The sequence below is a fragment of the Microbacterium daqui genome, from assembly GCF_050408675.1.
Taxonomy (GTDB): domain Bacteria; phylum Actinomycetota; class Actinomycetes; order Actinomycetales; family Microbacteriaceae; genus Microbacterium.
The window spans coordinates 74,078-98,072 of record NZ_JBNTKF010000008.1; the positions used below are offsets into that span (position 1 = coordinate 74,078).

Genomic DNA, 23,995 nt, shown 5'->3' on the forward strand with positions numbered 1-23,995 from the left:
CCGTTAGGAGGCGAGCAATCGGCGCAAGTGCAGGCTGACGGCTTCGTCTTCAATCAGGAAGCCGTCGTGGCCGAAGTCGCTGGAGATCACCACAGCGTGGTTTCCGTCGAGCGTGTTCGGAATGCCCTTGGCGATGCGGTGCTGCCCGTCAACTGGGAACAGACGGTCGCTGTCGATGCCGAGCACGAGCGTCGTCGCGGTGACGCGGGCGAGGGCATCTTCGACACCACCACGGTCACGGCCGACATCGTGCGAATCCATCGCGCCGACCAGGATGACGTAGCTGTTCGCGTCAAAGCGGCGCGTGAACTTGTTGCCGTGGAAGTCCAGGTAGCTCTCCACCGCAAAGCGGCCACCGAGGCCAAAGGGGGAGACCGGTGACTGCCACGAGCGCTGGAACCGCTGGTTGAGCTCTGACGGGCTGCGGTAGTTGAGGAGAGCCATGCGGCGCGCGAGTGCGAGCCCGCGGTTGGGGCCTTCGCCGTCGCCGGCGTCGTAGTACTCGCCGCCGTTGAAGTGTGGATCAATCGCGATTGCTTCCAGCTGCACCGAGTTGAGTGCGATCTGATCGGCCGTATTGAGCGGGGGCGATGACAGTACTGCGAGGCGCGCCACGCGATCGGGAGTGGTGACGGCCCACTCGAGGGCGTGCATGCCGCCCATGGAACCACCGATGACGGCAAAGAAGCGATCGATCTCAAGGTGGTCGGCGAGCAGCCGCTGCGCCGCGACCTGGTCACGAATCGTCAGGTACGGGAAGCGCGAGGCCCACTCGTACCCGTCGGGCGCGATGCTGGAGGGGCCGGTCGACCCCTGGCATCCGCCGAGAATGTTCGGTGCGATGACGAAGTATTTGTCGGTGTCGATCGCGGCACCGGGGCCGACGATGTCTTCCCACCACCCCGACGTGGGGTGCGCGCGGCTCGCGTCACCGCGCACGTGCGAGTCACCGGTGAGCGCGTGCAGAATCAGAATCGCGTTATCGCGCTCCGGGTTCAGCGTGCCCCACGTCTCATAGGCGAGACGGAACGACGGGAGCTGGCCACCAGACTCCGTGCGAAAAGCGCCGAAGTTCGCGAAGTGACGGTCGCCCGCCGGATCACCGTCACGCCACGCACCCGTCGCTGGCGGACGACCCAACAGCGACCGAGCGTCGGCCTCGGTAACCGGTGCCGACGGCACCGTATCTTCAGAGACCTGCCAATCCATGGTTCCATTCTGTCCCGTAACGGCACCCAAACGCGAAGTGTGACTTTCTCAAAGACCCTTGGCCGGAACCACGCGCGGAACCAGGAGCGCGGAACCACGGGTTGGCGGGTGAAGAGTTGGGTCACCCCGCGAGGGGCGCGGCCGGTGGTCGGTAATGTCGCGAAACCCGGTAAATCTCGCCCGAAAAGTACGGGTATCGCGACAGAGTACGGGTTTCACGACAACGGAACCGGGGGTACGGAGCCGGCGAATGTCTCCGCCCGCCCCGCGGGGGCGCGAGACGAAAACGCCCCGACCTTTCGAAAAAGGTCGGGGCGTTTTCGGTGAGCGAATTAGACGCGGGTCTGTTCGATCTGCTNGGGTACGGAGCCGGCGAATGTCTCCGCCCGCCCCGCGGGGGCGCGAGACGAAAACGCCCCGACCTTTCGAAAAAGGTCGGGGCGTTTTCGGTGAGCGAATTAGACGCGGGTCTGTTCGATCTGCTCGCGGGCGGCGGTGAGGCCGGCCTCGAGGTCAGCCTTGATGTCTTCGATGTTCTCGAGACCGACCGACAGGCGTACGAGGCCCGGCGTGACGCCAGCGGTGAGCTGCTGCTCGGGCGAGAGCTGCGAGTGCGTGGTCGATGCCGGGTGGATCACGAGCGAACGCACGTCACCAATGTTGGCGAGGTGGCTGAACAGGCTCAGGTTGTTGACGAACGCGCGGCCAGCGTCGACGCCGCCCTTGAGTTCGAACGACAGCACCGCACCGACACCCTTGGGGGCGTACTTGTTGGCGGCGGCGTACCACGGCGACGACGGCAGACCGGAGTAGTTGACCGTCGCGATGTCGGGGTGGTTGTCGAGCCACTCGGCGATCTCCTGTGCGTTCTGCACGTGGCGCTCGAGACGCAGCGACAGCGTCTCGATGCCCTGGATGAGCTGCCAGGCGCTCGCCGGAGCGATTGCCGAACCAAGGTCGCGCAGCAGCTGCACGCGCGCCTTGATGATGAAAGCGAGGCCGTCACCGACAGCGGCGGTGTAGCTTGCGCCGTTGTACGACGGGTCGGGCTCGGTGAGGCCCGGGAACTTCTCGACGTTCTCCGACCACTTGAAGCGGCCACCGTCGACGATGGAACCACCGATGACGGTGCCGTGACCGCCGAGGAACTTCGTGGCCGAGTGGATCACGATGTCAGCACCGTGCTCGAACGGCTTGATGAGGAAAGGCGTCGCGATCGTGTTGTCAGCGATGAGCGGAATGCCCGCTTCGTGTGCCACGCCAGCGATGCCAGCGATGTCGAGCACGTTGATCTTCGGGTTACCGATCGTCTCGCCGAAGAACAGCTTCGTGTTCGGGCGAACGGCTGCGCGCCACTCTTCGAGGTCGTCCTGGTTCTCAACGAACGTGACCTCGATGCCGAGCTTGCCCAGCGTGTACTTGAAGAGGTTGTAGGTGCCGCCGTAGATCGAGCTCGACGAAACAATGTGGTCGCCAGCGACGGCGATGTTCAGGATTGCGGTGGTGGCAGCAGCCTGGCCCGAGGCGACAAGGAGCGCGCCCGTTCCGCCTTCGAGGGCTGCGATGCGCTGCTCGGCGACATCCTGCGTGGGGTTCTGAATACGGGTGTAGATGTTGCCGAACTCAGCGAGCGCGAACAGGTTCGCGGCGTGGTCGGTGCTGTCGAACACGTACGACGTGGTCTGGTAAATCGGGGTGGCGCGAGCCTTGGTGACCGGGTCGGGCGCAGCGCCAGAGTGGATCTGCTTGGTCTCAAAACGCCAGTTCTCGGGTGCAGACATAAGAGGACTCCTTGTGTTGTCGGGCGGCAACAGGAGCCGCTCAGTAGAGATTAGGTAGCTACCCCATGGCGGCCAACTTTGGGGACATGTTACGTAACACGATCGACACGCACACCTTGTAGCGTGGAGGCATGACGAGGCGTGCAGTTGTAACGGGTGCAAGTAGCGGTATCGGCCGGGCGACGGTTGTCGCTCTCCGCGACGCGGGGTGGGATGTCGTCGGTGTCGCCCGCCGTGCCGAGCGTCTCGCCGAGGTCGCGGCCGAGACTGGTGCCGCCGTTTTTGCTGCTGACCTCACGAAGCAGGCCGACGTTGATGCGCTCGCGCAGTACCTGGAGAGCACCGGAACCACGCATGCACTTGTGCAGGTGGCGGGAGGAGCCGCGGGTACGGAACGCATTGAAGACGCACGCACCGAGGACTGGGAGTGGATGTTCCAGGCTAACGTGATGGGCACCCAGCGTCTCGTAGCCGCACTCTTGCCGCAGCTTCGCCAGGCAACGCTCACCGACGGCCACGCCGACCTCGCGTTTGTCACCTCAACCGCCGCACAGACCGCCTACCCGGGTGGTGCCGGCTACAACGCCGCAAAGGCGGGGGAGTCGATGCTCGTCAAGGCGCTACGTCTCGAGCTCGCCGGTGAGCCGCTGCGCGTCACTGAGATCGCCCCGGGCATGGTGTTTACCGAAGAGTTCACCCTCAACCGCAACCGCGGCAACACGGACGCGGTTGCCGCCACCTACGACGGCGTTGAAGCCCCGCTCGTCGCGAGCGACGTTGCCGACGTCATTAGCTACGCACTTAACGCACCCGGCCACGTCAACCTCGACCTCATCACGATGCGCCCGGTCGCACAGGCCGCACAGCACGTGCTGATCCGCGGTGAACTGAAGCCGCGCCTGTAACGTGACGACGCTCGATCAGCTCGCAGCGAGCGGAACCATTGACGCCGGGTGGGCGCAGGCACTTGCGCCGGTCGCCGCGGATATTGCCGCGGTTTCTGCGCGCGTGCAGGCCGCGCGTGACGCTGGTGTTGAGGTGCTTCCCGCCGCGGAGAACGTGTTTCGTGCGTTTAGCCGCCCGCTCGACGACGTGCGCGTGCTGATCGTCGGCCAAGACCCCTATCCGACGCCCGGTCACGCGATCGGTCTCTCGTTCGCCGTGAACCGCGACGTGCGCCCGCTGCCACGCAGCCTCAGCAACATCTACAAAGAGCTGACCGCCGACCTCGAGATCGCGCCGGCCAGTCACGGCGATCTGTCGGCGTGGGCTGATCAGGGTGTCATGCTCCTCAACCGCGTGCTCACCGTCGCACCCGGCGATGCCGGTTCCCACCGCCGCTGGGGCTGGGAGAAGGTCACCGAGCACGCCATTCGGGTGCTTGCCGCGCGTGACCAGCCGCTCGTCGCGGTGCTGTGGGGCAAAGACGCCGAGAACCTCCGCGGCTGGCTCGGTGACACCCCGGCAATCGTCTCCGCTCACCCGTCGCCACTGTCGGCATCGCGTGGCTTTTTTGGCTCGCGCCCGTTCTCGGGCGCGAATGACCTGTTGCGCGCTCAGGGCGCAGCGCCCATCGATTGGCGAGTGGAGTAGGCACATGAAGCCGGACGAGTACCTCAAGCCCCGCAAGCTCCCCAGGCACCTGCAGAAGGCTGAGGTGCCCGACGAGTTCTCGTTCTCGATCCGCGATGCGGTCGCTGCAGACTTGCCGGCGGTGCGCGAGATCTACAACTACTACGTCACCATCTCGTCGGTCACTTTCGACGAGTCGACGTGGACGCTCGCGCAGTGGAAAGAGAAGTTCGCGCACCTCACGAAACTCGGTCTGCCGTTTATCGTGGCGGTGTCACCGAGTGGCCAGGTTCTCGGATACGCCCTGCTGTCGCAGTGGAAGCCGAAGTCGGCCTACCGTTTCACGACCGAGAACTCCATCTACCTCGGCCCGAGCGCCGGCGGTAAAGGCATCGGGCGGGCACTGCTGACCGAGCTCATCGCCCGCGGCGAGGCAGCGGGAATCCGCCAGATCCTGGCGGTCATTAGCGACAAGGGTGCCGAAGCATCGATTGCCCTGCACGAAAAGCTCGGCTTCGTTGAAGTGGGCCGCATGGGCCGGGTGGGCTTCAAATTTGACCGGTGGCTCGGAACCATCATCCTGCAGAAAGAACTGCCGAAGACCCGCAAGAAATAGCGGTTACGGCGTGGTGTCGATCGTAGGGATCGCCGCCAGCAGGCGCTTCGTGTAGTCCTCACGCGGATGCTGCAGCACCTCGGCGACGGGGCCGCGCTCAACGATCGCCCCATCCTTCATAACCACCACCGATTCGCACAGCGACTGCACCACACCAATGTCGTGCGAGACGAACAGCATCGTCATGTTGTCTCGTGCCAACAGGTCGCGCATCACTTCGAGAATCTGGGCGCGCACCGTGACGTCGAGCGCCGACAGCGGCTCGTCACCGACGAGAATTGACGGCTTGTGCACGAGCGCACGCGCAATCGCGATGCGCTGACGCTGGCCACCCGAGAACTCGTGCGGAAAGCGCGACGCCATGTCAGGCTCGAGATCCACGTCTTCGAGCACTTCGGCAACACGCTTGCGGTGATCACCACCGATACCCAGTGCCCACAGCGGCTCGGCAACGGCGCGGCCAACCGACATACGAGGGTCAAGCGACGCGTACGGGTCTTGGAAGACGATGCCGGTCTCGCGGCGGAGCCAGTGCAGGCTCCGCGCTGACTTTCGGGCGTCCACCGGGCGACCGTTAATCTCAATGGTTCCGCTCGTCGGTGTATCCAGCGCGAGCAACAGTCGAATTAGTGTCGACTTGCCCGAGCCTGACTCGCCGATGATGCCGACGGCCTCACCGTCTTCGGCCGTGAAATCGACACCATCAAGCGCCGTCGTGTACGTGCGCTTCTCAAACGGTGTCTCTTTGGCGCGCGCGTAGCGGCGGGTCAGGTCTTTCGCAACGATCGTCATGCCGCACCACCGTAAGTCATGGTTCCATCCGGCGCCCGCCACAACGTTGCTTGCGCATCACGCAACAGTCCCTGCGTGATGGGGGACTGCGGCGTGGTCAGCAGGGTCTTGAGCGGCCCCTGCTCGATCACGCGGCCGTGCTTGAGCACGACGCCGTGGGTGGCAACCTGCCTGAGAACGGCGAGGTCGTGCGTGATGAACACGAGCGACATGCCGTCGTCAGCCACGAGCGAGCGCAGCAGCGTGAGAATGTCGGCCTGGATCGTGACGTCGAGCGCGGTGGTCGGCTCATCTGCAATCAGCAACTTAGGACGGCATGCGAGTGCCATCGCGATCGCCGCGCGCTGACGCTGACCGCCAGAAACCTGGTGCGGGTAGCGCTTCACGATGCGTTCGGGGTCTGGCAGCTTGACGCGGGCAGCCTCGGCAATTGCGCGGGTCTTCGCTTCGCCGCGCGATACGTTTTCGTGGATGCGGATCGACTCCGCGATCTGGCGCCCGAGCGTGCGAATCGGGTTGAGCGCCGTCTGCGGCTCTTGAAACACAATGCCGATTTCGTCGCCGCGGAGTTCGGCGAGCTTGCGATCAGGCATACCGATGAGCTCGGTGCCGTTCCACGTGATGCTGCCGGATACTTCGGAACCATCGGGCAACAGGCCGAGGATCGCGAGCGCCGTGAGTGACTTGCCGGATCCCGATTCACCGATCAGGCCGACGCGGGCACCATCGGGTACCTCGAAACTGATGTCTTCAATCACGGTCTTGCCGTGAATCGTAACGTGCAGGTTTTTGATGACGAGGCTCATGCGGTCACCGTCGGCATGGGTGCGGGCATGGCCTTTGCCATGCGCTGACTGAGCGTGGGGTCTGTGGTCTCACGCAACTTGTCTCCGAGTAGGTTCAGCGCGAGCACCGTCAGGGAGATCGCGAGACCCGGCCAAATCACGGCGAGCGGGTGAATGTTGATGAAGGCCTGTGTTTCAGCGAGTAGACGGCCCCATGACGGGTCGTTGGCCGAGGCGCCGAAACCGATGTAGCTGAGGCCCGCTTCGGCAAGCACCGCGACACCCATCGACCACGACAGCTGCACGATGTACACCGGCGCGATATTGGGGAGCACGTGACGGAACACGTTCTGTGACGTGGTGAGACCGGCAGCCTTGCCAGCGAGAACGTAGTCGCTCGAGAGCACGCGGCGCAGTTCGGGGCGGGTGACGCGCGCCATGTTGACGCCGAAACCGATACCCACAGCAAAGACCACGACCCACAGCGACTGGCCCGCGATCGAGGCGAGCATCGCCGCGATGATGAGCACGGGGAAGGCGAGGAGCACGTCGATGAGCGTTGCCATCGCTTCGCGTACGAGACGCGTCGTCAGCGTTGCGAGGCACGCGAGTGCGATACCGATGACGGTGGAGATCACGGCAGCACCAATAGCGACCACGACGGTGGTGCGGGCACCGAGCATGATGTGCGTCAGCATGTCGCGGCCAGCGTTATCGGTGCCGAGCACGTGCGGCCAGCCGGGGCCGAGCCACCGGTCATCGACGTTGGCGAGTTCGGGTGGGAATGGCGTCCAGAACAGCGAGACGAGTGCTGTCAGCGCCACGAGGGCCACGACGATGACGCCGAATTTTCCGGTTGTGGAGCGCCATAGCGGGCGGAACCATCCGGCACGTTGCGTGCTCATTCGGTTGCCTCCCGAAGTCGTGGGTCCAGAATGCGGTGCACAATATCGACCGCAAAGCCGATGAGGAGAACGACCGCGGTCAACACGAGCAGTTCGCCCTGCACGAGCGGCAGGTCGCGAGCGCCGACGTCATCAATGAGCATGCGGCCGATGCCTGGCAGGTTGAACAGTTTTTCAATCACCACGGCACCCACCACGATGCCAGCAACCTGCAGACCCAACACCGTGATGATGGAGAGACCAACGTTCGGTAGGCCATGCCGCAAGAGCGCCTGCGTACGGGTGAGACCCTTGGCCGCTGCAGTGCGTACAAAGTCACGTGTAATCGCGTCGAGCGTGGCACTGCGCACGAAGCGCATCAACACGGCACCCTCGACGATGCCGATCGTGATCGCGGGAAGAACGAGAGCCATAAAGGCTTTGCCCGGCTCTTCCCACCCCGAGCGGGGGAATCCCTGTGCGCGGAACCAGCCGAGCCACAGCGAGAAGACCAGGATGAGAACCATGCCTGCCCAAATTACCGGCACCGCAGCGACACCCTGCGCCCCAACGCTCAACGCGGTTCCGCTCAGCTTGTTTCGACGCAGTGCCGACAGAATGCCCAGCGGCACCGCGATGACGAGGGCAACGGCCATAGCCATGAGGCCGAGGGGAATCGTCACTTCGGCTTTTTCCAGCAGCTCGTCAACAACCTTGGTGTTGGTGATGAGCGATGTGCCCATGTCGCCGGTGACGACGCCACCAATCCAGCTGAAGTACTGCACCGGCAACGGCTGATTGAGCCCGAGCTCTTCGCGCAACTGCGCAACCTGCTCGGGTGTTCCTTCTGCCCCGGCGATCACCTGAGCGACATCGCCGGGCAGAACCCGCAGCGCCAGGAAGATCAGCAGGGACGCCACGATCAGCCCTCCAATGAGGAGGACTGATCGTGTCAGGATGTAGCGAATCACTCGACGATTGCTACGTTCGCCAGGTTGATGCGGGAGTTAACCGAGTTGACCGGGAAGCCGGTGACGTTCGGCAGGTGCGCCGTCAGTGTCTCGCCGGTGTACAGCCAGTCAGCGGCGTGGTCTTCGGAAACAATGCGTGCGGCTTCAGCGAGCAGCTTGTCGGACTCCGCTTCATCGGTGGTGGCGAGGGCCTTCGCGTATAGCTCCTGCACCTTCGTGTTGTCGTAACCGAAGTAGTAGTCCGGGTTTGCCCAGTTACTGAAGTCGCGCGGCTCAACGTGCAGCACGAAGCTCAGCTCGTAGTCGTGGTTCGTGTAGACGTCGTTGAGCCAGGTCGGGAACTCCACGTTCTCAATCTTGAGCGTGACGCCGACGGCGTTGAAGTCGGAGACGAGCTGCTTCGTGACCGTGGTGCCATAGAACGACGGGATCGTGAGCGTCAGCTCGAGGTCTTTCACGCCGGCCTCTTCGAGGAGCTTCTTGGCGCCTTCGGGGTCGTAAGACACAACATCCGAAAGGTCTTCGTAGCCCGGGTCAAGCTCCGGGATCGGACCAAACTGCTCGGCGCCCGAACCGACGGCGGTGATGACGGCTTCGTGGTTGATCGCCATGCGCAGTGCTTCGCGCACCTTAACGTTGTCGAGCGGTGCCTTCTTGTTGTTGAACGCGAGCGTCGCCTTGTCGGTCGTCTTACCGGTCGTGATGACGAAGTCGGTGCCCTCGAAGTTGGCGGCGAGGTTCGGGTCAACGGCGGACAGCACGTCAAGGTCGCCGGTCGTGGCGGCATTCACGCCAGCGGTGAAGTCAGGAATGTAGACGAACGTTACCTCGGCGAGCTTCGCGGCGTCGCCCCAGTAAGCGTCGTTGCGCTTGAACGTGATGCTGTCCTTGCGCTTCCACGAGTCGAACAGGAACGGGCCGGTGCCGTTGGCTGCCGTCTTGAGATCGGTGGTGTCGCCCGCGGAGAAAACCAGCCCCGCCGGAGTCGTGAGCGTGAACAGGAAGTTGATGTCTGGTTCCGTCAGCGTGATGACAACGCTCGATGCGTCCGGAGCCGTGATCGTGGCGACGTTGGCGAAGTCACGGTTGCCGATCACCGTGGCGTCGGTCTGAACGGCCGTGTACGACGCGACGACGTCAGCCGACGTCAGGGGCTGGCCGCCGTGGAACGTTACGCCCTCCTGGAGCGTGAACGTGTAGGTGAGGCCATCGGGGGAGATGGTGTAGTCGGTCGCGAGCTCAGGAACAATCTTGTTCTCTTCATCGCGGGTGACGAGACCCTGGTAGATGTTGTCGACGAGGATCTGCTCGAGAGCCGCACCAGAGGTGTGACGAATGTCGAGGTTGTCGGGCTCAAGCACCAGACCAACGACGAGCTCGCCGTCGGCTACCGGAGCGCCGGTGGCGGCGGGGCCGGACGTTGAGGGGGAGGGCTTTTCAGACGTAGCTGGCGCGCATGCGCTCAGTGCGATGGCGATCGCGGCCAGGCCAGCGACCACTGCGGTGCGACGGAACATGTCAGTCCTTTCCGGACATCAGGGTAAATGGATGACGGGCTGGGGGCGAGTGGCGTGCAGAGAATGGCGCCACCCGGAGCCCGTTAATCGGTGTCGGAACTAGCGGTAATGATGGCGCCCAGCGCAACCGGCTGGGTTTCTTGGACGTTATGGCCGGCGTCGACCGTGATGATGGTCGCGTCGGGGAGGCGCTGCGCAAAAGTGGCGAGGGCGGGCTCGTCGATGTAGCCATGGTCGCCACGCACGAGGGTGATGGGCGCCGTGATGGCTGCAAAGTTCTGCCACGACTGCTCGTTTTGTACGAGCGTGCCTTCGGCGGCCCCTTCGGGCAGGATTGCGAGGGCGAGCTGTGCGAAGTGGTGCTTCCATTCCACCCGGCCATCATCGCGAACGCGGGTGTTGAAAAGTACGCCGCGGGCGGTGCCTTCGCGGTCGCTTCCCATGCCGAAGCTCATCGCGTAGTCAACAACCTCATCGCGCGATGCGAAGTCTTGCTGCGAGTAGAACGCCCGAAGCTCGGCAGGACCCACCTTCGGGTCAAGCGCCGGCACGATGTCAACGAAGACGATGCGCTCGACGAGGTCAGGGCGGCGGGCGGCAATGGCGGCGGAGGCGAGGCCACCGAGCGAGTGGCCGACCAGAATCTGCGGGCGCGACGTCAATGCCTCAAGTGCCTGGATCACGTCGTCGGCGAGATTGCTCGGCGAATACGTCGCGTCATCCCGCCACGAGCTGTCACCGTGCCCCGGCAAATCAATCGCCAGCGCGGGCAGGCCCATGCTGAGCACGGTCGCATCCCACGTGTGGGCATTGAGGCCCGCGCCGTGCAGCAGGGTGACAACCGGCTCATCGTCGGTGTACTTCAAAGCGCTGACGGTGCGGCCCTCGCCGGCGGTGACCGAGACGCGCGTCATCGGCTGCGCGTCAACGCCAAGCACACCGGCTTGACCGGCAAGAAACGAAAACTCACTCACTGCTTCGATGGTCACAGGGTGCCTTTCGGGGCGGTAATAGGATCGATTGAATTATCGACCCGTTTTTGGCGCTCGCGGAAATCGAAGATCAATATGCACAGTAATGAAGAGGTTTCTTTGCGCATAACTACTAGATTCCTCTTAAATTGCTTGTCATGTTGAATTTTGACCCGACGGAACCAGCAATGCGGCCCGCAATGAGCGGAGCGTCGTAGAGTTGGTGCATGGCAGAGACGCGCGTACACCTTTCTAAGACTGAGCCCACCGCATACAAGGCGCTCGCAGCTTTTTCGTCGACGGTGTCGCAGATCTGCGCCGACAACGGCATCGACAATCGCATCAAAGAATTGCTGATGCTGCACACATCGCAAATCAACGGCTGCGCCTTCTGCGTACGGGTGCACGTCGACGGGGCCCTCGCCGCGGGCGTCACCGCCGATGAGATTGCTCAGATTCCGGTCTGGCGCGAGACGGGGGTCTTCTCAGAGCGCGAGTGCGCGGCGCTGGAGCTCGCCGAGGCCTTTGCTTACATCCATGAGGGTGGCGTGCCTGATGATGTCTATAACCGCGTCGGAAGTGTCTTCACTGAAAAGGAGTACGCCGCATTGTCGTGGGCTGCTGTGTCGATCAACGCGTTCAATCGTGTCGCGATTGCTGGCCGCTACCCGGTTCCGGCGAAGTCATGATGGCTAATTCTTTGGTTCAGGGCACGGTCAATTTCCGTGACACCGGTGGTCTGCCGGTCGGCGATAGCCTGACCCGCCACGGGGTGCTGTTTCGCTCCGGCAACCTGGCCACCGTCACGCCTGAGGGTGAGACCGACCTGGCATCGCTGGGGCTCAAGCGCATCATTGACCTTCGTGATGACGAAGAGGTCAATCGCCAGCCCAGCCGTGCTGGCGACATCCCCATTTCGCGCGTGCCTCTCTTTGTTGGTTCCGTCGCCTCCTTCTTCACGGAGAGCCTCGGTCTGACAGAGATGTACCGTACGCTCATCGACGACTCGTCGGACCGGGTGCTTGACGTCGTGCGCGGCGTGCTGGCCGATCAGCCGGTGCTCGTGCACTGCACGGTCGGCAAAGACCGTACGGGTGTGACCGTAGCGTTGACGCTTGCGGCAGCCGGTGTCGACGAGAGCGCGATCATTGCCGACTACGCCCGCACTGAAGGGCTGCTGCCCGCGGAGCGCAACCGTGCGGTGATCGAACTTGTGCGCAAGGTGCACCCCGACTCTGAGAGCATCGTTGAGCTCGCTACGAAGTCTCCGGCGCACATCATGCAGGGGCTCCTCGCTGACCTCTCCACCCGGTTTGGTTCGCCGACTGATTACTTGCGCGCCAACGGGTTGAGCGACGACGAGATCGCCGGGCTCCGTGAAGTTCTGATCGATCGCGGAACCCGCACGATGCTGTAGGCGCGCGTAGCTACCGGCGGGGGCGAGATACGCTGGTGAGGTTAGGCATACCTATCTTTAGGTATACTGGTGGTGTTATGACGAACCCGATCCGCCGAGTCTCCCGCCGCGCAGCCGCTCGCGCCGCGCGTGTTCAGGTATTGGTTACAGCTGACGAAACATCGTTGACCGACCTCGAGTTGCTGGCTGCGACGCTTCCGCTGTGCTCCACCGGCCGTGTGTTTGTCGAAGTGGCCGATGAGTCACAGATCACCACGATCGATCTGCCCCCGCGCATGACGATGACGTGGCTCGACCGCTCGGCGCGTGCCGCCGAAGCGGGCCAGCTTGCCGGCCGTGCCGCGCTCGCTTGGGCGAACGAAATGCTGTGCGACGACGACAACGCGAACCGTGTCTACCTGCTGAACGGCGCGTCAGCCGAGCACCTGCAGCGTCACCTGACGATTGGGCTCAGCCTCGGCGCTGACCGCATTCACGCACGGTGATGCCGCGGCACATAGTTGCCGTCTTCTAGACCCGCTTCGATCTCGAACCGGTTCGTGAGTGCGTTTCTGCCCGCGATTGTGTAGAGCAGCGGCATGAGAAAGCCGTAGCGCCGCCACTGCCGCATGTGCACGCGCTCGTGCTTGAGAACGGCGGCTGACGGAACCCTGGGACCGGTGAGAAAGCATCGACCGACACACACGCCACCCCGCGGAAATGCCCACGATGGCAGGCCTCGGAAAACCCAGAGGCCTTCGCTCTCGGTGATCTTGCCGCGGCTCCAGATGAAACCCCATGTCATGCCGACGGCCGTGCCCCACCAGTAGCCCACGCGGCTGATGGGGGAGTCCAGGAGAAAGGGCGGGATGAGGTGATCGATGCGGCGGCCTTTGATGAGCGCCTGGTCTGCGTCGTGCTTCCAGTGGGGTTCGTGCGGATCCGTCATGCGGCTGCCAGCGCCCCAATAATGCGCAGGATGGTTCCGAGGTCTTCAACGGCCGCCGCCGGCGTCGACGGCGCGAAGCCGGCAAGTGAGGCGCCCGAAAGTTCGAAAGCGTCGCGCAGCGCCACAATCGTCGCGGTGAGTTCAGCGGGGTCGAGGCCAAACGGCATCGGGTTCTGCACGCCGGTGACGTGTGCCGGGTCGAGCACATCAAGGTCAACGTGGATGTAGATGCGCGAGGCGCCACTGGCTCGCACGGCGTTAACGAGCGCGACGGGGTCGCGCAGCGCGTCGACGGGGAAGAGCGAAACCTCGGATTCCTCGACGAAGGCGGCTTCGTCATCATCCAGCGCACGAGAGCCAGCCACGAACAGACGGTGGGCGGCGAGGTTTTCGCCGCTGAGAGCGAGCTCGGAGGGGACGTCGCCGAGGAGCGCCCGAGCAGCCATGCCAGCGAAGGCGCCGGAGGGGGAGGAACTGGTGGAGTTGAGGTCGGCGTGAGCGTCAAACCAGATCACGGCGAGATCGGGGTGGTAGACGTGGTCAATACCGGCAACAGCGATGCTGCAGTCGCCGCCAATCAACACGCAGCGGTCGGTCTCGGAGACCAAAACGTCGGCGATACCGCGGCGAACCTTTTGTAGGGAGCTGGCCCGAAGAACGCCGCTCTGCAGCGACTCACCGGCTTCCACCGGTACCTCGACACGGACGACGGCAGATCGGGGCAGGTCGCCGGAGATGGCGTCTGCGCCATCGGCGAGTGCCATCGCTCTCGGGGAGGGGGAGCCCTGCCACTGCGGAACAATCACAAAGCGGGTCATGTTCTCATCTTCTCACCGGGACGAGCCGTGCGGGGCAGATCCACAGCGGCTCATAGCAAATGCAAGAGGGGTGCCGGCCAAAGCCGACACCCCCTGGGAAAGCGAAGTGCCTAGTCTTCGATTGCGGACTGGTTGCCGTGCTTGAGCGCAGCGAGACGTGCTTCAACTTCGGTCAGCTCGCCCAGGTCTTCCAACTCGTTGAACTGCATGTCGAGCGACGAAGCAGCGATCTCCTGCTTGCCCTGTGCGATGGCCTCCTGGCGGCGCACCTTCTCTTCGAAGCGACCCAGGTCGCTCGTCGGGTCGAGAACGTCGATCGACTTGACCGCGTCGTGAACGCGCGACTGTGCCTCGGCCGTCTTGGCGCGAGCAACGAGTTCGGAGCGCTTGTTCTTCAGCTGCTCCAGCTTGTCCTTCATGCCGTTGAGGCCGTCCTTGAGCTTGTCAACGACCTCGGTCTGCGAAGCGATGGTGGGCTCAGCCTGCTTGGCTTCGGTCTCCGCACCAATCTGGCGCTGCAGGGCGATCTTCGCGAGGTTGTCGAACTTGTCAGCGTCAGCGGTGTGACCGCCTGCGCGCAGTTCGTCTGCCTTGCGGCTGGCAGCGAGTGCCTTGTTGCCCCACTCACCAGCGGCCTTGACGTCTTCAGCGTGGTCGCGCTCGATCAGGCGCAGGTTGCCGATCGTTTCTGCGATCGCCGACTCAGCGTCAGCGATGCTGTTGGTGTAGTCGCGCACGAGCTGGTCGAGCATCTTCTGCGGGTCCTCGGCGGAGTCGAGGAGCGCGTTGATGTTCGCACGAACGAGGGTTGAGATACGACCGAAAATGGACTGCTTAGCCATCGGTTTTCCTTCCTGGTGTTTTCTGAAGATTGGGATTAAAGACTGTTAGAAGCGCCCGCCGCCACGACGGGATCGTGTGCCGCCGCCGCCGAAGCTGCCGGGACGGAACCCTCCGCCGCTGGGTCGGCTGCCGCCACCGGAACCACCAAAGCCGCCGAAGCCGCCGCCGGACGACGAACTGCGGCGGCTACCGCCCCCGAGCACGTTGTTGAGCACAATACCGCCGAGCACAGCGCTCAGAACATCGTTGTTGCCGCCGCCCCCGCCATAGGAGGGCTGGTTGAACATGCCGACATCCTGTTGGGCGGCGTTCATGGCGTCGTTCGCGAGCTGGGCGGCGCGCTGTGCATCGCTAAGCGCGCGCTCGGGGTCAGTGGACTGCAGACCGCGTGCACGAGTCAACGATGCTTCGGCCTCGGCAACGCGGGTGCGTGCTGTGGCACCAATCGCTCCGCGTCGCGTCACGATGAAGTCTTGTGCGGCGTTGATCTTGGCCTGCGCGGTCATGATCATGTCAGAAAGCTGACGGCGGGCACGCTCGGCGCGAGCCAGGGCGTCGCGAGCGTCTTTCACAACGGTATCGATCGCTTCGTTCGCAGTCTCAAGAAGTTCGACGGCCTGAATCGGGTTGGCCTGCGACTGCGCGAGCGCACTCTGCGCGGCTCTAATTTGACCCTGCGTGGAGGCGATGACCTGAGCGATGCGGCCGTCGGTGTCAGCCAGTGACTGCGCCGTGATGATGTCACCCTGAAGCTCGGCGACAAGCGCGGTGCTGCGCTGGACCGCCTCGCTGAGGTCGGTAGCCATCGTCTGCAACGCAGCGTGGAGCTGACCTGCTTGTGTCACCGCATCTTCGGCGGCACGAATTGCGACCGCGGCGCCTGCGGAGTTGCCTTCGGTGATGGCGGAAGTCGCGTGGGCAATCTGCTCATTCGCAAACTGCAGTCGCAACTCTGCTTCGGAGACATTCTGATCGACCGCGTCGAGCGCCGCGGCGGCGTACGTCTGCTGCAGCTTTTGCCACTGACTCACTGCTGTTGCGTGCTCGGTCTGACGCTCGTCGCGTGCCGCGGTGACCGCCTGCAGGGCCGCGGGTGCGTTCTGTTCTAGTCCGCGCAGTTCGTCGAAAGCGGCTGCCTTTTCATCGAGCCAGCCGTTGGCTTCGTTCAGCAGCTGAATGATCTGCTGGTTCCACGCGATCTTTTGTTCTTCGCTGTCGGGAACGTCATCGTCGAGCTGCTGCTTAATGCCGAACGCGTCATCGAGGTGCTTCTTCGCCGCGGTGACCGTTTTCTCGTACTCGGCGGTCGCAGCTTCACCGAACTGTGCGCGGGCAAAGCCCAGCTCATCGGTGCTGGTCTTAATCGCATCATCGGTCTGCACGAGCGCCGAACCTGCGGCCCGCTCCAGTTCGGCCAGTGAAGGTGCGCCGCCGCTCAGGCCCTTTTTGTTCTTCTTGCGGCGCTGCAGGAAGAAGAAGATCAGTGCGATGACCGCGACACCGATTGCGGCGTAGATGATCCACGAATAGTCAGCGGCGGGCTTTGTGCCCGGGGTGCCAGACGATGAGCCGTTGAGCGAAGTCGTCATGTCATCGGCTGCCACGATCGGCGCGCCGGCCCAGTCGTCATCTCCCAAGACATCCAGCGCCGCGTTCTCGGCAGAGACCACTTGGGATTCGGTCAGCGGGCCAGCCGAGTCGGCCGACAGGTACATCGTGCGGCCGTCAACGGCAATCGCTAGGAGGTACTGGTTGGGGCCGAGGCCGCTCGCTTCGGCAACCTCGTTGGCCCAGCCTTCGGGGTCTGACGGGTTCGTGAACTCGTCGACGTAGAGCACGTAGAGCTTGGCGTCGGTTTCGGTGCTCAGCTTTTCGAGGCGTTCGGCGACGGTGGCTTCTTCGGCAGGCGTCAGGGCGTCAGCCTCGTCGTGCACGTATCCGGGGCCGGTCAGGGAGCCCGGATCAACCGCGTGGGCGGCGGGCGCAATCGCGATGCCAGCGCACACCAGTGCGGCACTGAACGCGAGGGTCAAGATCCCCTTCCCCCTCGTAACTGGCGAATGCTGAGTCCACATCACTGTCACGATCCATACTCTAGGGGGAGTCGCCGCCGGAAAACAGCCATCTTGTGAACCGCAATCCGAGATATCAGCCAATTCTCTGGTTCCGGAACCATATCTGCACGCCACGTGGGGAGGTTCCGTTCAAAACGGGTGAAGTCGCCATAGGGTTTTCGGATGGAGTCTTGCCATGGATGATCGGTACGGGGCGGATGTACTTGCCGCGGGCTGGCGGCAGCAGGGGCGGCCGAAGGCCGTCAAGGTGGCTGCTGAGCTGGATCTTGTTGTCGAGGTCGCGGATGACGGCTACTGCGGTGCGGTGACCAAGGCGAATGCGCGCGAGGTTGAGTTGGAAGATCGCGCGGGACGCAAGCGCCTATTCCCGTTGGGGCATGGGTTCTTGATTGATGGCAAACCGGTCGAGCTGGTTGCGCCCGTGCCCACCGCGTCGCGGCAGCCGACGAAGCGCACCGCGTCGGGCTCGTTCGTCACCGAAGACCAGCGTGCTCGCGTCGCGTTGCCGAGTCGAATCTTCGTTGAGGGCCGGCACGACGCCGAACTCGTTGAGAAGGTGTGGGGTGCCGACCTGCGTGCCGAGGGCGTCGTCGTCGAGTATCTGCAGGGCATTGACGTGCTTGACGAGGTGCTGCGCGACGCACCGCCGAGCGCGACGACCCGCTACGGGATTCTGGTTGACCACTTGGTTCCGGGGTCCAAAGAGACGCGCATGGTCGAGCAGTTCATGCGCGGCCCGCACGGCAAACACATGAAGTTTGTCGGGCACCCGTATGTGGATGTGTGGCAGACGGTGACCCCGAAGGCGATGGGGATCGCGGCGTGGCCGCAGATTCCGCGCGGTATTGAGTGGAAGGTCGGCATCTGTCAGGCGTTCGGGTGGCCGCACGCTGAGCAGGCCGACATTGCGGCTGCGTGGCAGCGGATTCTCGGTTGCGTGACGACGTTCCGTGATTTGGAGCCGTCGCTCATTGGCCGCGTGGAAGAGCTCATCGACTACGTCACAGCGCCGGAGTAATGCCGGTCTGAGTTCGCGTGTTGCGGAGCGCTCTCGTAGCCTTATGTAGTGTCTGATGCTCCTGAACGCCGTTTTCGCGATGAACCCGTCTCCTTTGTGCGCCGTTCGGGCCGCATGTCTGACGGTCAAGAGGCCGCGTGGGAGACGCTGAGCGACACCTACATGTTCCCGGTCGAGCGTGATGCTGCGGCGACGAGTGTGCACCCCGACCAGCGTCTCGACCCGGCTGAGTTCTTCGGCCGGGATGCGGAGCTGATCGTTGAGATTGGCTCGGGCCAGGGCCACGCCATCATTCACGCCGCGACGCAGGCGCCGGAGAAGAACTTCCTTGCGGTTGAGGTTTTCCGTGCTGGGCTTGCCCGCACAATGCTCGACGCCAACACGGCGGGTCTCACGAACGTTCGCGTCATTGAAGCGAACGCCCCCGAGGTTCTCGAGCACCTGTTGCCCGAAGGTTCCGTCTCCGAGGTGTGGGTGTTCTTCTCTGACCCGTGGCACAAGAAGCGTCACGCGAAGCGTCGCCTCGTGCGCTCGGGCTTTGGCCCGGTTGTCGCGCGTGCGCTGAAGGATGGCGGCGTGCTGCGCCTCGCCACCGACTGGCAAGATTACGCCGACCAAATGGTTGAGGTTCTCGATGCTGACCCCGATTTTGAGCGCGGATTCGAGGGGGAGTGGGCCGAGCGTTTCGACGGCCGCATCCTCACCGCGTTCGAGAAGAAGGGCCTGCGCGTCGGCCGCGACATTCGCGACCTCACCTACATTCGCAAGGCGCGCTAACCGGGCGGTGCGGGTGGATCACTGACCGCGCGCATCGTGCGCGGATGTCGGAAGAATGTGCGCAGTTCGGCCCCTGCAGCCGATTTTTCCGTGTGCCGATTGGATTCCCCCGCCGGCGGTGCATGAATTGTCGTGTGACGCGCAAATTAGCCACTTGCAGAACCGAAAGTCGGCGTTCTGTCTGCTGTCATGGTTCCGGAACCGCCCCAGCGGTGCTGTGATTTAACAAACGTCGAACTTCGGTGCTGGGGAAGTGCCCCGGGGCGAGGTTGACGGCGTGTCGGCGCGGTTTGTTCGACATTTGGTAAATCTGCCGCGGCTCTCCCCGTTACCGGGAGACGGAACCATGTGTGCGGCGAAAACGTCTGCTGCGGTGGGTGCGTGGCGGGTGACACGCCCGAGCTCACCGCTCGACGCCCGCTGGCGTGGTCGCGGTGCCCGCGGGTGATAGTCTCGATCGGTACGCCTCTGTAGCTCAGTGGATAGAGCGCCGGTTTCCGGTACCGTAGGTCGCAGGTTCGACTCCTGTCAGGGGCACAATGGGTTGTTCGCGTAACCACCGTGTGTACGTTCGCACAACCTCGTAGTGAAAAAGAATCCCGCCCTCGTTGGGCGGGATTCTTTGGTTTGTGGCTCGTTTTTGGCGCTGCGAGTCTGCGTTTTTGGGTGTTCAGGTCGGTCAGCGGCTTAAGTCGGCGTTTCATGGATGCGGAAAGCCCTGCGTGGCGTGTTTTTGGGCAGGCTGGCGCAGGGCTTTGAGCGTGTGTGGATTGCGGTGTGCTTTAGGTGCGCAGTGGCGAGTTCTGTGGGCGGAGGCGGCCTCGGCCGCGTTCCGCGACGCGCTGCCCGGATGTGGAGCGGCGTGTGCGGCTCTTTCTTGGCAGGGGTGCTGCGATGCCATCAGCCGTGTCGTGTGTGATTTCTTCCTGTTGAAGTACGAAGTCACGGATTTTTTCGATGTTTGCAGCGACGACGGCGACGGTTGCGAGCAGGAATTGCGCGGTAGCTCCGCGCAGACGACGTCGGCTGGGGTCGGCGAGGGTGTAGCGTGCACCGTCTTTGATGTACGCATTGAATCCTTCAACACAGTTACGGCCGTGTGAATAATGGGCTTGCCATTCTTCGGAGCGGTACTGGTAGTGCTGGGCGTGTTTTGCTCCGGCTTCGAGGGGGATGGCGATGCTGGACTTGTTGCTGCAGACGCGGGGTAGTTCTTTCGGCGGGTTCGTGATGACGGTGAGCGCGACTTTCCCGGCGGGGATGTCAGAGATGCGTCGCGTCGATGCCGCGCAGGTCGCTGTCGCGGACGGCCCGACTGCGGGGCACATCATGGGAGTCGTGCCTCGTTCGTCCATCCGTTCCTTTGCGCGCAGCAAGTACGGGGCGCGTGCTTCTGCGTCTCGGCGTCGTTGCAATGCGATTTCACGCGCTCGCGCGACGCGCTCGCGGCGTGGCGTCGACAGCTCGGTGGCGTCTTCGGCGCCGCGGGTGACTTGTGTCGCGTTGACGAGTTGCGTTGGCATTACGGGGCAGTACCAGGAGCCGTCGACTTGGATGGCGCCGCCGTGTGTGGCCTGGAAGCCCAGTTCAGTTTTCTTGTAATCCATGACGAGTTTCGCTCCGGCGAGGCGGAGGAAGTTTTGGAGCTCTTCGGGTTTTGCGCCCGGAAGGTAGGCGCGGTCGCTGACGACATGGTCAAGTTTGAGGCCGCGGGCGACGATGTTTTCGAACATGGCTCGGGCGGCTTTGCCGGGCCCGTATCCGGGGGCGTGGTGGCCGATGCCGATGGCGATATGTGGGACAGCGTCGGGGCGGGTGGGGTCGTTGCTGTTGAGGACTCCGATTTCTAGCTCGTACGCGTATTTCGTTTTCGAGCGTTTCGCTTGGCCGGTGTCTGTGTGGTCTTCTGTTTGGCGGTTCCAGAAGCCGGCGTCGGGTTCGATTGAGACCAGTTCGTCGGGACCGCGATTGGCGAGGGCTTCTTTGCCGACTCCGTGTGCGTGGATGGGGAGGGCAGTCGCGTCGATGGTGACGGATACGTCGTCGATGCGGTGTTTCGTGGGGATGAGGAGGCGGGTTGCTTCGAGGAGTCCGTTCATGAGCGTGTCGGCGCGCTGGGTGCGAATGGCGAGGACGTCGGCGTTTCGCTCTCGCTCTGCCAGGGCGTTTTCCCACTCGGCCTTGGTGAGAGCGCGCTGGCGGTTGGGGAGGGGCTTGTCGTCGATGAGACGGAGGAGCCGATTGTGGCTACGGCGCGCGCGCTCGTACCAGGCGGATGCCGTGATGTTTCGGTCCCGACGAATCTCGAGAAGTCGGAGGCCCTTCTTCCTGAGTCTTTCGGTGAGGAGATATTGAATCTCGCGAAGATGCAGGGGGCGCTCTTCCAATGCCAGGACGAGCCAGAGGGTGAGGATTGCTCGAATCGGGATGGATGCGGGGCGACCGCCTTCGCGTGCGGGGTTGTCAGCGGCGTCCCACTCATCCACGAGGTTCCCAACGCCGTTGGTGTCAATGATGTTCTTGGCGCTCTGAAGTGTTGCGAGGGGCACGGGGCCTCCGAGCGCGGGGTTGTGAAGCGCATCTTCGAAACTCATGCCTTCTGCGGTCGGGGTCATGAGGTTGCTCCCGCAAGGCGAAGAGCGTTCATGGCTGCCGCATAGGGGAGGGGAGCGAGATGGTGCAGGTTGCGGCGCAGAGTTTCGAGGGAGGTAAGGCCCGCTGCTGCGAGCACGGTGGAGAGGTGAGTGCCGGCATCAACGTGAGTGAGGAGCCACGTGGTGCGCATGCGGCGCGGGTTGGGGACGAAGTTTGGGGTGCTTTTGAGGATGGCGCGGAGCGCTGCGTCTCTGCTGGCGGCGTTCGGCGCGATGATGAGTTCGTCGTCCGGAACGAGGGATTTGAGGGCGGCAAGTTCGTCATGCCATCGAGCCATCACAGGAACCGTGCGTCCGGCGATTTGAACGGCGAGAGCGGAGTACTCTGCGATTTCGATGATGTCGCGCCCGCGCGTTGCTAATGCTTCGCCCGCGGTGAGTCCGCATCCCAGGCACAGGGTGAAGATAGCGAGGCAAGCACGGTGGAGGTATTCGGTGCGCTGGTGGAGCGCCCAGCTATGAAGCTCGATGATGTCGGCTTCGTGGTACGGCGCTGCTGGCGTGGAAGGTGCGGCGAGCTTCGAGGTCGAGAAAGTGTTCTCCAGCCCCGCGAGCCTGCGCAGCATGGCACGTTCGCGCGTCGCAACACTGCCTTTGATTTCGCGCGCACGCTCAACGATGTACGTGTCGATAACGTCAGCGCGCAGGCTCTGCTCTAGCGGCACCATCTGGGTGGCGATGACCCAGTCGCAGAAGTAGGTAAGGGCGTGGAGGTGCTGGTAGCGCCACGCGTGCGTGCTCTGGCTGCATCGCGCCTCGACGGTCGCTTCGACAAAGCCCGCGATTTGCGTCCAGGAAGCGGCACCAATCAGCGGCCGATAAGAGGAGTTCTTCATACCGGTCGTGTACGAGGCGCTACACAAGCATCGACGTGGTGTGCGTCTTAAAAACACAAAATAAAGATATGTGTCGTTCAATGGCGCAAATCGGGAGATAATCGGGGTATGTCGAGATCGAGGTACGTCCCGCGCTCCTACCTTCCGGTTGGTCACGTGTTCGGCGCTGCGAACCGTCCTATGCGCCAGGAAGCGCCAGCCGACGCCGTGGAGCGGGCTCGCATGCGCGCCAGCTACTTGCAGGAAAAAGCCGCGTACCTGGTGCTGGTGAGGGTGCGGCGCCGGGAAATCACCCGCACCGAAGTCCAGGCTCGAACGGGGTGGAGCCGCGAAAGGCTTTCGCGGATCCTGAACGGTGCCGTGGCCACGGACCTGGAGGACCTCCATTTGTTGCTCGACGCCGTGGGTATTCCGTTTGCTGAATTGGCGTGGACGGGCGCGCGCGCGGATGCTGAAGAACGCCAACGGCTCACCCTCCTCATGGACTACTTCACGGAACAGCAAGAAGCGATGACGGCAAAAATCGCTCAAATCGAGCGAGCGCGTCGAGCGACTTCACCCCGGCGACATACAAAAGGTCCTGAATCGGTAAACCGTCTGACATGACGGCGACAAGCCACGTCGCACGCAAACGCTGCACGGTCGGGCGAGGGCCATCACCCCACGATGAGCGAACAAAATCACCAATCTTGTTCGCGTAGGTCGCGATGTGCGGGCGGAACAGCGGCGCGGTGGCATCGACCTCGGCGGTCAGTGCTGACAGCTCCGGCCACCATTCGTGACGCACCGGCACCCGACGCGGGTTTGCGCCCCGCACTAACACGGTGCCGTCGGTGTCGATGTCGGCCGCACTGGTTGTCATGAGTTCCCGTGCCGTAAGGCCCGCGCCCAGCCCGAGGCTGAGGAGCATCCAAGCGTCCCGGACCCGGTCTTCACGCTGCACCGAAGCCCACACCCGCAACGACGCGATCTCCTTCAACCCATACGGGCTACTGGGTGTGGAGCCAGCGAGCGGCGGCAGGGAACGTTCCGTAACTCCCAGCGCTTCAGCAACGCGCAGTAGAAGCGCACGACGACGCGCAAGGGTGGCCGGGGACGAGTACGGCAGCTGGGAAACAGCAACACCAATTACGTCGCGGCGAAACAAAACCTCCACATCGAGAGGTAAGCGCCGGTCAACGTGCGCCCACATCGCATGCTCTTGAAGAACTGCGACCGCCACCGACAGCGAGTACGGAATCCGGCGCGCCGTTCGACGATAAACATCAGCAGCGAAAACGACCGCCGCCTGCGCTGACTGCCCGTACACACGCTCCAACGGTTGGGCCGTCGTGTCGCGCGTCAGACTATGTGGCAGGGGTAGTTAGTTGCTGAGGCAGCGCCCCTATTGAAAGGTCTGAATCATTATGAGTCGTCCCCCGACGATCCCGGCGGAGAAGAAGCTCCGCATTGTGTTGTCCGTGTTGCAGGGTGAGATCTCGATCGCTGAGGCCGCCCGGCGTGAGAAGGTCTCGGAGCAGGCCATCGGGAA

24 protein-coding genes and 1 tRNA gene are annotated in these 23,995 nt (G+C 63.4%); 10 read left to right on the plus strand and 15 right to left on the minus strand.

What is annotated here, in order from left to right; translation table 11 throughout:
• Window positions 1-3: 3 nt before the first annotated feature.
• Both metX and ACQUSY_RS07255 read right to left on the minus strand, forming a co-directional pair.
• Window positions 4-1,209 (minus strand): homoserine O-acetyltransferase MetX, encoded by a 1,206-nt coding sequence (gene metX, locus ACQUSY_RS07250; protein ID WP_428903817.1) that lies wholly within the window; start codon window positions 1,207-1,209, stop codon window positions 4-6.
• 458 nt (window positions 1,210-1,667) lie between these two features.
• A complete protein-coding gene (locus ACQUSY_RS07255; RefSeq protein WP_428903818.1) occupies window positions 1,668-2,990 on the minus strand; it encodes a bifunctional o-acetylhomoserine/o-acetylserine sulfhydrylase in 1,323 nt (440 codons plus the stop codon).
• Window positions 2,991-3,121: 131 nt separating this feature from the next.
• On the opposite strand from ACQUSY_RS07255, the gene ACQUSY_RS07260 reads away from it, so the two are divergent.
• The 3 genes from ACQUSY_RS07260 to ACQUSY_RS07270 are packed head-to-tail and all read left to right on the plus strand — an operon-like array spanning window position 3,122 to window position 5,178.
• On the plus strand, window positions 3,122-3,895 hold the full coding sequence (locus tag ACQUSY_RS07260; RefSeq protein WP_428903819.1) for an SDR family oxidoreductase: 774 nt from the start codon (window positions 3,122-3,124) through the stop codon (window positions 3,893-3,895).
• Window position 3,896: 1 nt separating this feature from the next.
• On the plus strand, window positions 3,897-4,583 hold the full coding sequence (locus ACQUSY_RS07265) for a uracil-DNA glycosylase (protein ID WP_428903820.1): 687 nt from the start codon (window positions 3,897-3,899) through the stop codon (window positions 4,581-4,583).
• A gap of 4 nt (window positions 4,584-4,587) precedes the next feature.
• Window positions 4,588-5,178 (plus strand): GNAT family N-acetyltransferase, encoded by a 591-nt coding sequence (locus ACQUSY_RS07270; protein ID WP_428903821.1) that lies wholly within the window; start codon window positions 4,588-4,590, stop codon window positions 5,176-5,178.
• Between the two features lie 3 nt (window positions 5,179-5,181).
• Here the strand turns inward: ACQUSY_RS07270 and ACQUSY_RS07275 are convergent, their stop codons facing one another.
• From ACQUSY_RS07275 to ACQUSY_RS07300, 6 genes are all read right to left on the minus strand, one after another.
• Window positions 5,182-5,970, minus strand: coding sequence for an ABC transporter ATP-binding protein (locus ACQUSY_RS07275; RefSeq protein WP_428903822.1), 789 nt, complete (start codon window positions 5,968-5,970; stop codon window positions 5,182-5,184).
• Window positions 5,967-6,776: an ATP-binding cassette domain-containing protein gene (locus ACQUSY_RS07280; RefSeq protein WP_428903823.1), complete on the minus strand. Its 810-nt coding sequence runs from the start codon at window positions 6,774-6,776 to the stop codon at window positions 5,967-5,969. Before ACQUSY_RS07280 ends, ACQUSY_RS07275 begins: the two co-directional genes overlap by 4 nt.
• Window positions 6,773-7,660, minus strand: coding sequence for an ABC transporter permease (locus ACQUSY_RS07285; RefSeq protein WP_428903824.1), 888 nt, complete (start codon window positions 7,658-7,660; stop codon window positions 6,773-6,775). Before ACQUSY_RS07285 ends, ACQUSY_RS07280 begins: the two co-directional genes overlap by 4 nt.
• Window positions 7,657-8,610 (minus strand): ABC transporter permease, encoded by a 954-nt coding sequence (locus tag ACQUSY_RS07290; RefSeq protein ID WP_428903825.1) that lies wholly within the window; start codon window positions 8,608-8,610, stop codon window positions 7,657-7,659. Before ACQUSY_RS07290 ends, ACQUSY_RS07285 begins: the two co-directional genes overlap by 4 nt.
• A complete protein-coding gene (locus tag ACQUSY_RS07295; RefSeq protein WP_428903826.1) occupies window positions 8,607-10,127 on the minus strand; it encodes an ABC transporter substrate-binding protein in 1,521 nt (506 codons plus the stop codon). The genes ACQUSY_RS07290 and ACQUSY_RS07295 overlap by 4 nt, the downstream gene beginning before the upstream one ends.
• Window positions 10,128-10,210: 83 nt before the next feature.
• Window positions 10,211-11,116: an alpha/beta fold hydrolase gene (locus ACQUSY_RS07300; protein ID WP_428903827.1), complete on the minus strand. Its 906-nt coding sequence runs from the start codon at window positions 11,114-11,116 to the stop codon at window positions 10,211-10,213.
• Between the two features lie 209 nt (window positions 11,117-11,325).
• On the opposite strand from ACQUSY_RS07300, the gene ACQUSY_RS07305 reads away from it, so the two are divergent.
• The 3 genes from ACQUSY_RS07305 (at window position 11,326) to ACQUSY_RS07315 (ending at window position 13,000) form a co-directional block, all read left to right on the plus strand.
• Window positions 11,326-11,787 carry a carboxymuconolactone decarboxylase family protein gene (locus ACQUSY_RS07305; protein ID WP_428903828.1) on the plus strand — a complete coding sequence of 154 codons (462 nt, stop codon included), beginning with the start codon at window positions 11,326-11,328 and terminating at the stop codon, window positions 11,785-11,787.
• Entirely contained in the window at window positions 11,787-12,515 is a 729-nt protein-coding gene (locus ACQUSY_RS07310; protein ID WP_428903829.1) for a tyrosine-protein phosphatase, read from the plus strand. The genes ACQUSY_RS07305 and ACQUSY_RS07310 overlap by 1 nt, the downstream gene beginning before the upstream one ends.
• A 77-nt stretch (window positions 12,516-12,592) precedes the next feature.
• The gene (locus tag ACQUSY_RS07315) at window positions 12,593-13,000 is read left to right on the plus strand and encodes an SIP domain-containing protein (protein ID WP_428903830.1); all 408 of its coding nucleotides are present in this window, start codon (window positions 12,593-12,595) and stop codon (window positions 12,998-13,000) included.
• Here the strand turns inward: ACQUSY_RS07315 and ACQUSY_RS07320 are convergent.
• From ACQUSY_RS07320 to ACQUSY_RS07335, 4 genes are all read right to left on the minus strand, one after another.
• Window positions 12,988-13,443, minus strand: a complete 456-nt coding sequence (locus ACQUSY_RS07320) for a Fe-S oxidoreductase (protein WP_428903831.1) — start codon at window positions 13,441-13,443, stop codon at window positions 12,988-12,990. The two genes, ACQUSY_RS07315 and ACQUSY_RS07320, sit on opposite strands and share 13 nt — an antisense overlap.
• A complete protein-coding gene (locus ACQUSY_RS07325; RefSeq protein ID WP_428903832.1) occupies window positions 13,440-14,261 on the minus strand; it encodes an arginase family protein in 822 nt (273 codons plus the stop codon). The genes ACQUSY_RS07320 and ACQUSY_RS07325 overlap by 4 nt, the downstream gene beginning before the upstream one ends.
• Before the next feature lie 110 nt (window positions 14,262-14,371).
• Window positions 14,372-15,103 carry a PspA/IM30 family protein gene (locus tag ACQUSY_RS07330; protein ID WP_428903833.1) on the minus strand — a complete coding sequence of 244 codons (732 nt, stop codon included), beginning with the start codon at window positions 15,101-15,103 and terminating at the stop codon, window positions 14,372-14,374.
• 45 nt (window positions 15,104-15,148) lie between these two features.
• The gene (locus ACQUSY_RS07335; protein ID WP_428903834.1) at window positions 15,149-17,137 is read right to left on the minus strand and encodes a TPM domain-containing protein; all 1,989 of its coding nucleotides are present in this window, start codon (window positions 17,135-17,137) and stop codon (window positions 15,149-15,151) included.
• A gap of 217 nt (window positions 17,138-17,354) precedes the next feature.
• On the opposite strand from ACQUSY_RS07335, the gene ACQUSY_RS07340 reads away from it, so the two are divergent.
• The 3 genes from ACQUSY_RS07340 (at window position 17,355) to ACQUSY_RS07350 (ending at window position 19,511) form a co-directional block, all read left to right on the plus strand.
• The gene (locus ACQUSY_RS07340; RefSeq protein ID WP_428903835.1) at window positions 17,355-18,197 is read left to right on the plus strand and encodes a DUF3097 domain-containing protein; all 843 of its coding nucleotides are present in this window, start codon (window positions 17,355-17,357) and stop codon (window positions 18,195-18,197) included.
• Window positions 18,198-18,311: 114 nt separating this feature from the next.
• Complete coding sequence (gene trmB / locus ACQUSY_RS07345; protein WP_428903842.1) at window positions 18,312-18,974, plus strand: tRNA (guanosine(46)-N7)-methyltransferase TrmB; 663 nt, start codon at window positions 18,312-18,314, stop codon at window positions 18,972-18,974.
• 464 nt (window positions 18,975-19,438) lie between these two features.
• Window positions 19,439-19,511, plus strand: a tRNA-Arg gene (locus ACQUSY_RS07350).
• Between the two features lie 245 nt (window positions 19,512-19,756).
• Here ACQUSY_RS07350 and ACQUSY_RS07355 read toward each other — a convergent pair.
• Window positions 19,757-21,589 carry a hypothetical protein gene (locus tag ACQUSY_RS07355; RefSeq protein ID WP_428903836.1) on the minus strand — a complete coding sequence of 611 codons (1,833 nt, stop codon included), beginning with the start codon at window positions 21,587-21,589 and terminating at the stop codon, window positions 19,757-19,759.
• A complete protein-coding gene (locus ACQUSY_RS07360; RefSeq protein ID WP_428903837.1) occupies window positions 21,586-22,464 on the minus strand; it encodes a hypothetical protein in 879 nt (292 codons plus the stop codon). Before ACQUSY_RS07360 ends, ACQUSY_RS07355 begins: the two co-directional genes overlap by 4 nt.
• A 222-nt stretch (window positions 22,465-22,686) precedes the next feature.
• On the opposite strand from ACQUSY_RS07360, the gene ACQUSY_RS07365 reads away from it, so the two are divergent.
• Entirely contained in the window at window positions 22,687-23,070 is a 384-nt protein-coding gene (locus tag ACQUSY_RS07365; protein ID WP_428903838.1) for a helix-turn-helix domain-containing protein, read from the plus strand.
• Here the strand turns inward: ACQUSY_RS07365 and ACQUSY_RS07370 are convergent.
• Window positions 22,955-23,773 (minus strand): hypothetical protein, encoded by an 819-nt coding sequence (locus tag ACQUSY_RS07370; RefSeq protein ID WP_428903839.1) that lies wholly within the window; start codon window positions 23,771-23,773, stop codon window positions 22,955-22,957. The two genes, ACQUSY_RS07365 and ACQUSY_RS07370, sit on opposite strands and share 116 nt — an antisense overlap.
• Window positions 23,774-23,995 lie beyond the last annotated feature (222 nt).